This is a genomic window from Dactylosporangium sp. NPDC050688 (assembly GCF_040654515.1).
Taxonomy (GTDB): Bacteria; Actinomycetota; Actinomycetes; order Mycobacteriales; family Micromonosporaceae; genus Dactylosporangium.
The window spans coordinates 1-14096 of record NZ_JBFAIC010000092.1; the positions used below are offsets into that span (position 1 = coordinate 1).

At 76.2% G+C, this 14096-nt stretch carries 5 protein-coding genes; all 5 read left to right on the forward strand.

Features of this window, described 5'->3' with window-relative positions:
* Nucleotides 1-179: 179 nt before the first annotated feature.
* The 5 genes from AB0H83_RS46620 (at nucleotide 180) to AB0H83_RS46640 (ending at nucleotide 13999) form a co-directional block, all read left to right on the forward strand.
* On the forward strand, nucleotides 180-8639 hold the full coding sequence (locus AB0H83_RS46620; RefSeq protein ID WP_360108634.1) for a type I polyketide synthase: 8460 nt from the start codon (nucleotides 180-182) through the stop codon (nucleotides 8637-8639).
* 104 nt (nucleotides 8640-8743) lie between these two features.
* Nucleotides 8744-9532, forward strand: a complete 789-nt coding sequence (locus AB0H83_RS46625; RefSeq protein WP_360108637.1) for an AfsR/SARP family transcriptional regulator — start codon at nucleotides 8744-8746, stop codon at nucleotides 9530-9532.
* 108 nt (nucleotides 9533-9640) lie between these two features.
* On the forward strand, nucleotides 9641-10672 hold the full coding sequence (locus tag AB0H83_RS46630; protein ID WP_360108640.1) for a hypothetical protein: 1032 nt from the start codon (nucleotides 9641-9643) through the stop codon (nucleotides 10670-10672).
* 86 nt (nucleotides 10673-10758) lie between these two features.
* The gene (locus AB0H83_RS46635; RefSeq protein ID WP_360108643.1) at nucleotides 10759-12273 is read left to right on the forward strand and encodes a class I SAM-dependent methyltransferase; all 1515 of its coding nucleotides are present in this window, start codon (nucleotides 10759-10761) and stop codon (nucleotides 12271-12273) included.
* Between the two features lie 94 nt (nucleotides 12274-12367).
* The gene (locus AB0H83_RS46640; RefSeq protein ID WP_360108646.1) at nucleotides 12368-13999 is read left to right on the forward strand and encodes an FAD-binding protein; all 1632 of its coding nucleotides are present in this window, start codon (nucleotides 12368-12370) and stop codon (nucleotides 13997-13999) included.
* The last annotated feature ends 97 nt before the right edge of the window (nucleotides 14000-14096 follow it).

Below are 14096 nucleotides of genomic sequence, written 5' to 3' on the forward strand. Positions count from 1 at the left end.
CCCCGCAAGCCGTACCGCAGCCGCCGGCGCCGGCCCTGCCCGGCCTGCTCTCCGGCCCGTCGCCGCAGTCCCTGGCCCGGCAGGCGCGGCAGCTCGCCGGCCACCTCGGCGGGCGCGACCTGACCGCCGCCGAGGCCCACACGCTCGCCACCGTCCGCACCCACCACACCCACCGGGCGGTGTTCCGCGGCCCTGAGGCCCTGGCCGCCCTCGCGGAGGGCCGCACCGACGCGCGGCTCGTCACCGGCACCGCCCGCGACGGCCGGCTCGCGTTCGTCTTCGCCGGGCAGGGCGCCCAGCGTCCCGGGGCGGGCCGCGAACTGTACGACGCGTTCCCCGTCTTCGCCGCGGCGCTGGACCAGGTGTGCGCGGCGCTCGACCCGCTGCTCGGCGGTTCACTGCGCGACGTGCTGTTCGCCGAGCCCGGCACCGACGGCGCCGAGCTGCTCGGCCGGACCGCCTGGACCCAGCCGGCGCTGTTCGCGCTGGAGACGGCGATGTACCGGCTCCTCGAGCACTGGGGCGTCGTGCCCGACTACCTCGCCGGGCACTCCATCGGTGAGCTCGCCGCCGCGCACGTCGCCGGGGTGCTGACCCTGGACGACGCGGCGGTCCTGGTCGCCCACCGCGGCCGGCTCATGCAGCAGCTGCCGGTCACCGGCGCGATGGCCGCGCTGGAGGCGACCGAGGACGAGCTCGCCGCGTACCTGCGCGACCACGGCGGCGACGCCTCGATCGCCGCGGTCAACGCCGAACGCTCCGTCGTGGTCGCCGGTGACGTGGCCGCCGTGTCCGCCGCCGGCGCCCACTTCGCCGCCCTGGGCCGGCGGGTGCGCCGCCTCGCCGTGCGGCACGCGTTCCACTCCCCGCACGTCGACGCGGTGCTGCCGCAGTTCCGCGAGGTGGCGGCGCGGCTGACGTACCACCGTCCGAGCATCCCGATCGTCTCCGACGTCACCGGCCGGCTCGCCGACCCGGACGAGCTCGCCACCGCCGACTACTGGGTCCGGCACGTCCGCGAGGCGGTGCGCTTCGCCGACGGCGTCGGCACTCTCGCCGGGCTCGGCGTCAGCCGCTGGTTGGAGCTGGCCCCGAACGCGACGCTCAGCCAGCTCGTCCGCGACCACCCGGCGGCCGCCGGCCACCCGGTCGCCGCTGTCCTGCACCGTACCCGCCCGGAGCCGGAGGCGCTGCTCACCGCGGTGGCGACGCTGCACGCCGGTGGCCAGCCGGTCGACTGGGCGGCCGTCGCCCCGGGCCGGCAGCCGGTCGCAGACCTGCCGACGTTCGCCTTCGAGCAGGAGTCGTACTGGTACCTGCCCGAACAGGCACCCGCCGGCCGGCCCGTCGCCGAGCCCGCCACGGCGCCGGTATCCGCGCCGGCCCGGCACCGCATCGCCTGGCACGCCCGCACTCCCGCGCCGGCTGGGCCGAACCCGCCGGCCGGACGCTGGCTGGTCCTGGCGCCCGCCGGCGCCTCGGCGGCGGCGTGGGCGGCCCGCCTCCCCGAGGTGCTCGGCGACGCCGGCACGGTCCACGTGACGTCGCCGGAGCAGCTGCCGGCCGCGCTCGCCGCCGCCCCTGACCGCGGGATCGTCTCGCTGCTCGCGCTCGGCGACCCGACCGGCACCCTGGCGCTGCTGCAGGCCGCGGACGCCGCCGGGCACCGCGGTCCACTGTGGATACTGACGCAGGGCGCGGTCGCCGTCACCGGCACGGACCGGCCGGTGCCGGCCCAGGCGCAGGTGTGGGGGCTGGGCATCACCGCCGCGCTCGAGCTGCCCGCGCTGCGGGTGGCCCTCGCCGACCTGCCCGCCCTGCCCGGCGACGGGGCGCTCACCGCCCTGCGCGCCGCGATCGGCGGTGGTGAGGACCAGATCGCGATCCGCGACGCGGAGCTGTTCGTCCGCCGGCTCGTGCTCGCCGAGGCCGGTCCGGACGTCGAGACCGGCCCTGGCCTTGACGGCGGCCCGGGCATCGAGGGCGGATCGGACTTCGACGGCGGCACGGGTGTCGACGGCGGCACGTGGCGGACCAGCGGCACGGCGCTCGTCGTCGGCGGCACCGGCGGGCTCGGCCGGCAGGTCGCCCGGCGGCTCGTCGAACGCGGCGCCCGCACCGTCGTCCTCGTCAGCCGGCGCGGGCTCGCCGCACCCGGCGCCGAGCAGGCCCGTGACGAGCTGGCCGCGCTCGGCGCCGAGGTGGTCGTGGAGGCCTGCGACGCCACCGACCGCGGCGCCCTGTCCCGGCTGCTGCGCCGGATCGGGGCCGAGCACGGGCCGATCCGCACGGTCGTGCACGCCGCCGGCACCGTCGCCGACACGCCGCTGCACTCCCTCGACCCGGCCGGCCTCGCGGCGGTCACCGCGAAGGCAGCCGTGGCCGCGAACCTCGACGCGCTGTTCGGCGGCGCGCCGCTGGACGCGTTCGTGCTGTTCACCTCGATCGCCGGGGTGTGGGGCAGCGGCGGGCAGGCGGCCTACGCGGCCGCGAACGCCGCCTGCGACGCGCTCGCCGCCCGCCGCCGCGCGCTCGGCCGCACCGCGACCGCGATCGCCTGGGGGGTCTGGGCCGGTGACGGCATGGCCGCCGACCGGGACCTGGCGGCCCGCCTGCAGCGGCGCGGCTTGCGCCAGATGCCCCCGGCGGCCGCCCTGGACGAGCTGGAACGGGCCCTGGCCGCCGACGAGACCCACGTGGTGGTGGCGGACGTCGACTGGCCCCGCTTCCTGCCGCTGTACCAGGCCGCCGGCCCCCGCCCGCTGATGGCGGAACTGACCGCGGCGCCTGCGGCACCCGCGGCGCCTGCGGCACCAGCGGCGCCGCCGGCACCACCGGCACCGCCCGCCCCCTTTGCGGCACCGGCGGCGATCGCCGCGGCCTCCGAGGAGGGCAGCGCTGCCGCACCGGCGTCCGCGTGGCAGCGGGACCTGCTGCGGCGGCCCGCGGCCGAGCGACCGGCCGCCGCACTGGAGCTCGTCGTGCGGCACACCGCCGGCGTGACCGGCCGGGCCGCCGAGCGCATCGACGCCGACCGGCCGTTCCGCGATCTCGGGTTCGACTCGGTCCTCGCCGTCGAGCTCAGTGCCCTGCTGACCGCCGCCACCGGGCTGCGGCTGCCGTCCACGCTCGCGTTCGACCACCCGACCCCGGCCGCCGCGGCGGTCCACCTCGCCGGGCTCGCCGCACCGGAGCCGGCGGCGGTGCCAGTGCCGGTGCCGGTGGCCGCCGCGCCGGTCCAGGTGGCCGGCGAGCCGATCGCCATCGTCGGCATGGCCTGCCGGTACCCGGGCGGCATCCACGATCCGGAGGACCTCTGGCGGGCCGTCGCCGGTGAGTTCGACGCCACCGGGCGGTTCCCCACCGATCGCGGCTGGGACCTCGAGCGGCTCTACCACCCGGACCCGGACCACCCGGGGACGTGCACCACCGAGCGCGGCGGGTTCCTGTACGACGCGGCCGACTTCGACCCGGCGTTCTTCGACATCACCCCGCGCGAGGCCCTCGCCACCGACCCGCAGCAGCGGCTGCTGCTGCAGCTGGCGTGGGAGGTGTGCGAGCACGCCGGCGTCGACCCGGGCACCCTGCGCGGCACCGACACCGGCGTGTTCGTCGGCGCCTGGTCCCAGCCGTACGGCGGCGGCATGGGCCGCGGCGGACCCGGCAGCGAGGGGTACCTGCTGACCGGCACCACCGGCAGTGTCGCCTCCGGCCGGATCGCGTACACGCTCGGCCTGCAGGGCCCGGCCGTCACCGTGGACACCGCGTGCTCGTCGTCGCTGGTCGCGGTGCACCTGGCGGTGCAGGCGCTGCGCTCCGGCGAGTGCGAGCTCGGCATGGCCGGCGGCGTCACCGTGATGGCCGACCCGGGCGTGTTCACCGAGTTCAGCCGGCAGCGCGGGCTGGCGCCCGACGGGCGGTGCAAGCCGTTCGCGGCCGCCGCCGACGGCACCGGCTGGAGCGAGGGCGCAGGACTGCTGCTGCTGGAGCGGCTCAGCACCGCCCGCGCCAAGGGGCACCGGGTCCTCGGCGTCATCCACGGCTCGGCGGTCAACCAGGACGGCGCCAGCAACGGCCTCACCGCCCCCAACGGCCCCGCCCAGCAGCGGGTCATCCGCCAGGCGCTCGCCGCGGCCGGGCTGGACGCCGGGGACGTCGACGCGGTCGAGGCGCACGGGACGGGTACCCGCCTCGGCGACCCGATCGAGGCGCAGGCGCTCATCGCGACCTACGGCCGGCACCGGCCGGCGGACCGCCCGCTGTGGCTCGGCTCGATCAAGTCGAACATCGGGCACACCCAGGCCGCAGCCGGCGTCGCCGGGATCATCAAGATGGTCCAGGCGATGCGGCAGGGCGAGCTGCCGCGCACCCTGCACGTTGACGAGCCCACCCCGCGGGTCGACTGGTCCGCCGGGGCGGTGTCCCTGCTGACCGAGCGGATCCCGTGGCCCGACCACGGCCGGGACCGGCACGCGGCGGTGTCGGCGTTCGGCGTGAGCGGCACCAACGCGCACGTCATCCTCGGCCAGGCGCCACAGCTTCCGGCAGCGCCCGCCGTACCGGCCGACGCCGACGCCGACGCTGATGCCGGGGCCGCTGCCGGGGCCGGGGCCGATGCCGTCCGGCCGGTGCCGCTGCCGTTGTCGGCGCGTTCCGAGCCGGCGCTGCGCGCGCACGCCGCCCGGCTCGCCGCGTTCCTGCGCGACCGGCCGCACCTGCCGGCCGCCGCGGTCGGGCACGCCCTGCACACCGGGCGGGCCCTGCTGGAGCACCGGGCGGTCGTGCACACCGATCCCGCCGGGCTCGCCGCGGCGCTGGACCGCTTCGCCGCCGGGGAGACCGGCCGCGGCATCACGACCGGACGGGCGGCCGGCGCGCCGAAGGTGGCGGTGCTGTTCTCCGGCCAGGGCGCGCAGCGGGCCGGCATGGGCCGCGAGCTGTACGACGCGTTCCCGGTCTTCGCCGCCGCGCTCGACGAGCTGTGCGACCTGCTCGACCCGCACCTGCCCCGGCCGCTGCGCGAGGTGATGTGGGCGGCCGAGGGCACCGCGGAAGCGGCGCTGCTGGACCACACCGAGTACACCCAGCCGGCGCTGTTCGCGTTCGAGGTGGCCGCGTTCACCCTGCTGCAGACCCACGGGGTGCGGCCCGCCCAGCTGATCGGGCACTCGATCGGTGAGCTCGCCGCCGCCTGCGCCGCCGGCGTGCTGTCGCGGGCCGACGCCGCGCGGCTCGTCGCCGCCCGCGGGCGGCTGATGGGGGCGCTGCCGACCGGCGGCGGGATGCTGTCGGTGCGCGCCGGTCTCGACGTCGTCGCGCCGGTGGTGGCCGCGTTCCCCGGCCGGGCCGACATCGCCGCGGTGAACGGGCCGCAGTCGACGGTGGTGTCCGGCGACGACGACGCGGTCGCCGCGATCGGCGCCCGGCTCGCCGCCCTCGGGCACCGGACCAAGCCGCTGCGCACCAGCCACGCGTTCCACTCCCCGCTGCTGGAGCCGATGCTGGCCCGGTTCCGGGCCGTGGCCGCCGCGCTGACCTGGCACGAGCCGGCGATCCCGATCGTGTCGAACGTGACCGGCGCGCCGGCCCGCCCGGGCGAGCTGACCGATCCGGAGTACTGGGTCCGGCACGCCCGCGGCACCGTGCGCTTCTGCGACGGGGTCCGGGCCCTGCCCGGCCTCGGCGTCACGATGCTCGTCGAGGCCGGCCCCGACACCGCGCTCACCGGGCTGGCCCGCGAGTGCCTGCCCGACGCGGACGGGATGCCGATGGTGGCGGTACGCCGGCCGCGGCAACCGGAGCCGTCCGGCTACGTGGCCGCCCTGGCCGCCGCGCACGCGCACGGGGTCGGCGTCGACTGGACCGACCTGCACCCGGGGCACGGCGACGCGCACGTGGAGCTGCCGCTGTACCCGTTCCAGAACCAGCGGTTCTGGCTCGACACGCCAGGACCGGCCGACCGCGGCGGCGACGGGCCGGGGCACCCGCTCCTCGACGCGCTCGTCGAGCTCGACGACGGCGCGCTGCTGTACACCGGCCGCATGTCGCTGCGCGCTCAGCCGTGGGTGTACGACCACGTCGTCTTCGACGAGATCGTGGTGCCGGGCACGACGTGGGTGGAGCTGACCGCGTGGGCCGGGCGGGAGATCGGCTGCCCGGTGGTCGCCGAGTTCACCCACGAGTCGCCGCTGCTGCTCACCCCGGACCGGGTCGTCGACCTCCAGCTGCGCCTCGGCGCTGCGGACGGCGACGGGCGCCGGGCGGTGACGCTGCGCTGCCGGGCCCGCGACGGGGCGGCCCGCAAGGACTGGGTCGCGCTCGGCCGCGGTGCCCTCGCCGCCGGGGAGCCGGTCACCGGCCCCGGCCCCGACGACCTGGCCGCCTGGCCGCCGGCCGGGGCCGAACCGCTGGACGCGGACCGCTTCTACGACCGCCACGACGAGCTCGGCTTCTACCACTGGGGCGCGTCGTTCCGGTCGCTGCGCCGCGCGTGGCGGCGCGGCGAGGAGCTGTTCGCCGAGGTGCGCTACCCGGACCGCTGCGACTTCGGCGGCTACGACCTGCACCCGGCGTTCTTCGACGCGACCATGCACGCGCTCGGCCTGGACCGCATCAGCGAGGACCTCACCGGGCTGCTCGCCGACCGCGGCGACAGCACCGAACGGCCCCGCATCCCGTTCGGCTGGCGCGGGGTGCGGCTGCACGGCCGCGGCACCCGGTCGCTGCGGGTGCGTCTCACCCCGTCGGCGGAGGGCACCACGATCGCCGTCGCCGACGAGGCCGGACGGCTGGTCGCGAGCGTCGAGGCGGTCGCGATGCTGCCGGTGTCGATGCAGCAGCTGAAGGCGTCGCTCACCGCGCCGCGGCACGACGCGCTGTTCCATCTCGACTGGTCGCCGCTACCGACCGGCGCCGCACCGGACCCGGACCGCCTTGCCGTCGCCGGACCCGCGGCCGCCGCGGTGGCCGCCGCCGCCGGCCTGCCACCCACGGCCGCGCACCAGGACCTGTCCACGGCGGCCGGTGCCGGCACGGTGCTGCTGCCGTGGTGGGACGGCCGGGACCTGGCCGAGCTGCTGACCACCGTGCAGGGGTGGCTGGCCGCACCCGGCGGTGCGCAGACCCGGTTGGTGCTGCTGACCCGCGGCGCGATGATGACCGGGCCCGGCGACACCGTCGAGGACCCGGCCGCGGCCGCCCCCTGGGGGCTGCTGCGCTCCGCGCAGACCGAGCACCCGGACCGGTTCGTGCTGTGCGACCTCGACGGCGACCCCGCCTCCCTGGCGGCGCTGCCGGCCGTGCTCGCCGCCGCGGCCGAGCAGGGCGAGGCGCAGCTGGCGATCCGCGCCGGGCAGCCGCTGCGCCCGGCCGTGACGCGGGTGCCGGCCAGCGCCAACACCGGCCCCGAGCCGCCGCTCGACCCGGCCGGGACGGTCCTGGTCACCGGCGGCACCGGCACCCTCGGCGGGATCGTCGCCCGGCACCTGGTGACCGTGCACGGCGCCCGGCGCCTCGCCCTCGTCAGCCGGGGCGGCACGGCCCCGGCCGGCCTCGTCGAGGAGCTCACCGGGCTCGGCGCGACCGTCCGGGTGCACGCCTGCGACATCGGCGACCGCGACCAGGTCGCGGCCCTGCTGGCCGGCATCGGCCCCGACCTGACCGCCGTCGTGCACGCCGCCGGCCTGCTCGACGACGCCGTCGTCACCCAGCTCACCGGCGAGCAGTTGGCCCGCGTGCTGCGGCCCAAGGTCGACGGTGCACGGCACCTGCACGAGCTGACCCGCGACCTGCCGCTGCGCAGCTTCGTGCTGTTCTCCGCGGCGGCCGGCGTGCTCGGCGGGCCCGGCCAGGCCAACTACGCCGCGGCCAACGCCTGTCTCGACGCCCTGGCCTGGCACCGGCAGGGGCTGGGGCTGCCCGCGACGTCCCTCGCGTGGGGGCTGTGGTCGCAGCCCAGCGGCGTCACCGGCCACCTCGGCGCCGCCGACCTGCAACGCATCGCCCGCTCCGGCATGCGGGGGCTGAGCAACGCCGAGGCGCTGGAGCTGTTCGACATCGGGATCGCGACCGGGGCGGCGGCGCTGCTGCCCGCCGCGCTGGACCCGGCGGCGATCCGCAGCGCCGGGGCCGTCCCGGCGATCCTGCGCCGGCTCGCCCGCACGGCCGCCGCGCCGGCGGCGGTGCCCGTGCCGGTGCCGGCGGCGCAGGAGCGCTTCGCCGACCGCGTCGCCGCCCTGCCCGCCGCGAACCGGCACCGGGCCCTGGTCGACCTGGTGACCACGCACGTGGCCACGGTCACCGACCACCCGGCGCACACGGTGGACGTGCAGCGGCCGTTCCGGGAGCTCGGCTTCGACTCCCTGATGGCACTCGAGCTGCGCAACCGGCTGGTCCAGAGCACCGGGCTGCCGCTGCCGTCGACGCTCGTGTTCGACCACCCCACGGCCGCCCTGCTGGCCGAGGAGCTCGGTGTGCTCCTCGCACCCGCGGCCACCCGGGAGAGCCCCACAGCGGCCCCTACAGCGGCCCCTACAGCGGCCCCTATGCCGGTCCGGGCGGTGGCCGCACCGCAGGACCCGCAGGGGGCCGCGATCGAGTCGATGGACGTCGACGAGCTCGTCCGGCTCGTCCTCGGCTGACCCGCGAGCAGGGGCGGGTAGGGGTACCAGCGCCGCCCGCCCCTTCTTACGTTGTGTTCGGGAGCGAAGAAGCGTCTCCCGGACCGCATGACGGAGGCAATCGCATGAGGTACGAGATTCTCGGGCCCCTGTGCATCATCGACCGGGGACGCCGCACCAGTGTCGGCAGCCGCAAGGTGCAGACGCTGCTGAGCACCCTGCTGGCGCGCGCGGACCAGCTGGTGACCAGGGAGCAGCTGATCACGGAGATCTGGGGTGAGCACCCGCCCCGGCGGGCCATGGCGGGCCTGCACGTGTACGTGTCGCAGCTGCGCAAGGCGCTCGCCGACAACGATCCGGGCGGCCCGGCCGGCGGCCCGGTGGTGACCCGCGCGTCCGGGTACGTGCTGGACGTCGGCGACGGCGAGATCGACGCGCAGCAGTTCACCCGCCTCGCCGAAGAGGGCCGCCAGCAGCTGCGCGAGCACCGGCCGGAGGCCGCGCGGGGCACGCTGCGGGCCGCGTTGGACCTGTGGCGCGGGCCGATCCTGGACAACCTCAGCCCCGGCCCGATCCTCGACGGCTACCTCACCTCGCTCGTGGAGACCCGCCTGGAGTGTCAGGAGCTGCTGATCGAGGCGATGCTCCAGCTCGGCCGGCACCGCGAGCTCATCGCGCCGCTGCAGGGCCTCACCGCCGGCCACCCGCTGCGCGAGGCCTTCTACCGGCAGCTCATGCTCGCCCTGTACCGCTCCGAGCGGGCCGGCGACGCGCTGCAGGTGTTCCAGGTCGCGCGCCGGGTGCTGCGCGACGAGCTGGGGCTGGAACCCTGCTGGGCACTGCAGGACCTGCAGCGGGCTATCCTCGCCGCCGACCGGGTGCTGGACCGCGCCGTGCTCGAGGTCGCGGCGTAACGCAGCACGCCAGATCACCGATGTTCGACCGCCGCAGCCCGGCCGGCAGCACGGCTCCGCCCCGCCGCGGAGCCCGCGCCGGCGCCAACAGAGATACGGAAGCTCGTCATGCCCGACTCCAGCACTCCGCCGCCCACCGGCCGCCAGCTCTACCTGCCGGAGCTGCCCCGCCTGATCCCGGTCGCCTACCACGCCAACGCCGTGCAGCTCGAAACCGCGTCCAACAACTGGGTGCGCCGCTTCCTCGGCGACTGCTTCGCCGGTGAGGAGGAGCTGCTGCGCTTCCTGCGCCAGCGCAACGGTCTCTACGGCCCGCTGACCGTGCCCAACGCCGAGCCGGAGAAGGCGCTGTGCGTGTCGGACTGGTACCAGCTGGTCAACGCCGTCGAGACGATCGGCGCCGGGTCCCTGCTCGGCGGAGTGGTGGCCGGCGTCAAGGACGGCGACAGCGCGGGACAACCGGAGTCGTCGTACCTCAACGCGGCGCGCGACCTGTTCGGCCGTCTCGTCGTCGGGCTGTCCCAGGCCCAGCGGGAACGCCTCGACCAGGGGCTGGCCGCCCTGCACGCCGAGGTCGTCTCGGCGGTGCCGGCCCTGCCGCCGACCGACGCGCCCGACCTGGACACGTGCCTCGACCGCCGGGCCGCGCGGATGCGGTACCGCGTCCTCGGTCTGCTCACCGAGTACGCCGCCGCCGTGGACATGTCCCCGTTCGTCGGCACCCCGGAGTTCCGTGAACTGCAGGCCCACGCCTGCCGACAGATGATCATCGTGTCGGACCTGCTGTCCTACCGCACCGCACAGCGCAAGACCACACCGATGAACTCGGTGCGGCTGCTCAACGAGCGCGACGGCCTGCCCCTGCAGGACGCCGTCGACCGGCTCTGTGAACTCGTCGAGCAGTACGAGCGCGCCTACATCGGCGCCCGGAGCCGGATCCTCGCCACACCGCTCGGCAACCACCCGGAGACCCGGGTGTACCTCGTCGGCCTGGACCAGCTCGTCGCCGGCAGCCAGGAGTTCGCCTACATCACACCCCGGCACTTCGGTGACGGCGCGGTGTGGGACGGCACGCGCTCCGGCTGGTACAGCGTCGACGAGCCGGTGACCCGCCTGCACCGCACCGACGACCACTCCTGACGGCCGGGGAACCCGGTGGCCCCGCCCCGGGGGCCGCTCCTCCGGCCGGGCACCAACCACTGTCGCCTTTCCGGAGGAGGAGCACCATGACCACGTACCCCACCGCACCCCTGCCCCGGCTCGCCGCCCTCGACGGGCTGCTGGCCGCGCCGGCCGGACGTGTCCCGGAGCGGCTGCGCGGCCTCGCTGCGGACCTCGGCATCACCGAGCCCGCCGCGGACCCCGACGCCGCCGAGCACGCCGTGCCGGCGCTGATCGCGGCGCTGCGCGCCACGACCGGACCGCGTGCCGCCGCCGTCGCCGTCCTGCTCGGCCTGCTCGCCGAGGCGCCCGGCGACCGCGTCCGCGCCGCCGTCCACCGTGGACTCGCCGACTACCTCGAGGTGCTCGCCGGGCGCGGCCGCGCCTCCCGCGCGGAACTGCTCGCCCTCACGTTCCTGCTGGCGCACTTCCCGGAGGACCGCGGCCCGGTCCTCGCCGCGACCGCCGGGCTGCCGCTGCCGGCCGGCGACCGGGAGCGGCTGCGGCGCTGCCTCGACCCGCTCGACCCGCAAAACCCCGAGCTGACCCGGATCTGGCCCGACCCGACGCACTGGCGCGCCCTGCCGCTCGCCGAGCGCGAGTTCGACCGGGCCTGGATGGCGCAGGCACCGGCCGAGCAGGTGCGCATGGCGTACCACCTCGACACCCGCTCCCTGCTCGCCTACAGCGGCGCGAAGGCGCTGTGGGCCGCCGAGCACGACGGCGCCGAGCCCGACGGCGCCGACCCGGACCTGCGGCTGCCCGCCGCGGCGGACACCGGCACCGCCCCCGCCTACGCCGCGCACCTGGCCGCGATGCGCTGCCCCACCTGCTCCGGCGGGCTCGTCCAAAATGCCGGCCCGGACGCCGTCGCGGTCGCCTGCACCGGCTGCGGCGCCGTGTTCCCGGCCGACGGCGGCACCGTCGACCTGTCCCTCGGCGTCGGTGACCCGCACGAGCCGATGACGAAGAACGTGCCGCTGTGCTACAGCGAGATCCGCTCCGCGTTCCTGCGCTGGAAGGGCACCAACTGGGGCGGCTCGGTCAGCGTCGAGGACGAGGACGAGTACCTGCGCACCGCCGTGCGCCCGGTCGACGGGCCGGTCCTCGACCTCGCCGCCGGCACCGGCCGCTGGACCGCCGTCATCGCCGAGGTCTTCGGCGCCGCCCGGGTGGTCGCCCTGGACCTGTCCGCGGCGATGCTGCGCCAGATCCGCGCCGGCCTGCCCGGCGTGGCGACCGTTCGCGGCAACGCCCTGAACCTGCCGTTCCGGGACGCGTCCCTCGGCGCGGTCAACATCTGGAACGCGCTGCAGTCCCTGCCGGACCAGGCCGCGGCGATCGCCGAGGTCGGCCGCTGCCTGCGGCCCGGCGGCACGTTCACGCTCATGACCTTCCGGCCGTCGACCGACCCGCTGTACCGGGTGTTCCAGACCGCGCCGTTCGGGGTCATCCCGGTCGCCCTGTCCACGCCCGAGGACCTGCGCGGGTGGCTGTCCGCGGCGGGGATGAGCGTGGTGAGCCAGTGGACCCCCGGCTCGTTCGTCTTCATCACCGCGGTCCGCGACCAGATCGGTTAGGGGCCGCTAGGGGTTCGACCCCGAACGATCGCTCCATACCTTGATTCACGCCACAGTTCCCTCAGTGTCCACTTAGGAAGTGGGGTACCTGCCCATGTCCACCAAGTTATCCCGGCGCACGGTGATCGCCGGCGCCGCCGCCACCGCCGCGGGCGCCGCCATCGCCGACCCGGCCGCCGCGGAGACCATCACCAGCCCCTCGTGCCTGGCCCCCGCGCCGCCGTCGGTGATCGTGCCGCCGAGCGACGCGCGCTACGGCGACCTCGTGCGCAACTGGAACGGCCGGTTCACCGGCAGCCCCGACTACGTCCAGGTGGTCAACACCACCGCTCAGGTCGAGCAGGCCGTCCAGGCCGCCGTGCGGGCCGGCCGGCAGATCGCCGTGCGCAGCGGAGGGCACTGCGTCGAAGGGTTCGTCACCGACCCGGCCGTCAAGGCGCAGATCGACCTGTCCGGACTGAACGACATCTCCTTCGACCCCCGGTTCAACGCCTTCTCGATCCAGCCCGGCGCCACTCTCCGCGACGTGTTCAAGCGGCTCTACACCGAGTGGGGGGTCACCGTGCCGGGCGGCTCCTGCCCGTCCGTCGGCGTCGGCGGCCACTTCGCCGGGGGCGGCTTCGGCGCCCTCGCCCGGCGCAACGGCATCGTCCCCGACCACATGTACGGCGTCGAGGTCGTCACCGTCACCGCCTCCGGCAGGGTCAAGACGGTGCTGGCCACCCGCGAGCGCAACGACCCCAACCGCGAGCTGTTCTGGGCGCACACCGGTGGCGGCGGCGGCAACTTCGGCGTCGTCACCCGCTACCTGATGCGCAGCTGGAACGCGACCGGCACCGACCCGACCCGGCTGCTGCCGGCCCCGCCCAAGGCGAGCCGGACCATCAACTACATCTTCCCCTGGCCGGCCCTGCCGGAACCGGCGTTCATCCAGCTGCTCACCAACTACATGGCGTGGTACCTGCGCAACAGCGCGCCGGACTCCCCCTTCACCGCGCTCAGCGCCTCGCTGATCGCGCCGCACGTGAACACGTACCCCTTCCTGCTCATGACGGTCGTCGTGGACCCCACGGAGGCCGGCAGCGCCGACCTGGTGGCCGCCTTCAAGTCCGCGGTGATCGACCCGCTCGGCCTCCCGGCCGGTGTCCCGGTCGTGCAGGAGGCCACCATGCCGTGGCTGATGGCCACCAACAAGGCCGGCTTCGCCGACACCGGCGACGTGGTCGGCCGCCGCAACAAGGCCAAGGGCGCCTACCTCAAAGGGCTGTACTCCCCGGAGCAGCTGTCCACCACCTACCGCTACCTGACCGCGACCCCGTCGATCAAGGCGCCGCTGGCGGCCGTCATGTTCAACCCGTACGGCGGCAAGGCCAACGCCCTGCCCTCCGACGCGACGGCCGTCCCCCAGCGCGACTCGGTCCTCAAGGTCATGCACACGGTCCACTGGGACGGTGCGGCGCTGGACGCGCAGATGCTCGGCTGGCTGCGCGACTTCTACCGCGACGTGTACTCGGCCACCGGCGGTGTCCCGGTGCCCAACGCGGTCACCGACGGCTCGTTCATCAACTACGCCGACGTCGACCTGGCCGACCCGGCGCTCAACACGTCCGGCGTGCCGTGGTCGACCCTCTACTACAAGGACGCGTACCCGCGCCTGCAGCGGGTCAAGGCGCAGTGGGACCCGACGAACGCCTTCCGGCACGCGCTGTCGATCCGGCTGCCGTAGCTTCTCCCGCTCGAAACGCCGCTCGGCCACCCCAGGCCGGGCGGCGTTCGCGCGTTCCGGCGCCTCCTGGAGGCTGGGCGGCGTTCGTGCGTTTCCG

Coding starts and splice junctions, on each gene's coding strand:
- AB0H83_RS46625 (WP_360108637.1), top strand. CDS start 8,744: ATGAGGTACGAGATTCTCGGGCCCCTGTGCATCATCGACCGGGGACGC.
- AB0H83_RS46630 (WP_360108640.1), top strand. CDS start 9,641: ATGCCCGACTCCAGCACTCCGCCGCCCACCGGCCGCCAGCTCTACCTG.
- AB0H83_RS46635 (WP_360108643.1), top strand. CDS start 10,759: ATGACCACGTACCCCACCGCACCCCTGCCCCGGCTCGCCGCCCTCGAC.
- AB0H83_RS46640 (WP_360108646.1), top strand. CDS start 12,368: ATGTCCACCAAGTTATCCCGGCGCACGGTGATCGCCGGCGCCGCCGCC.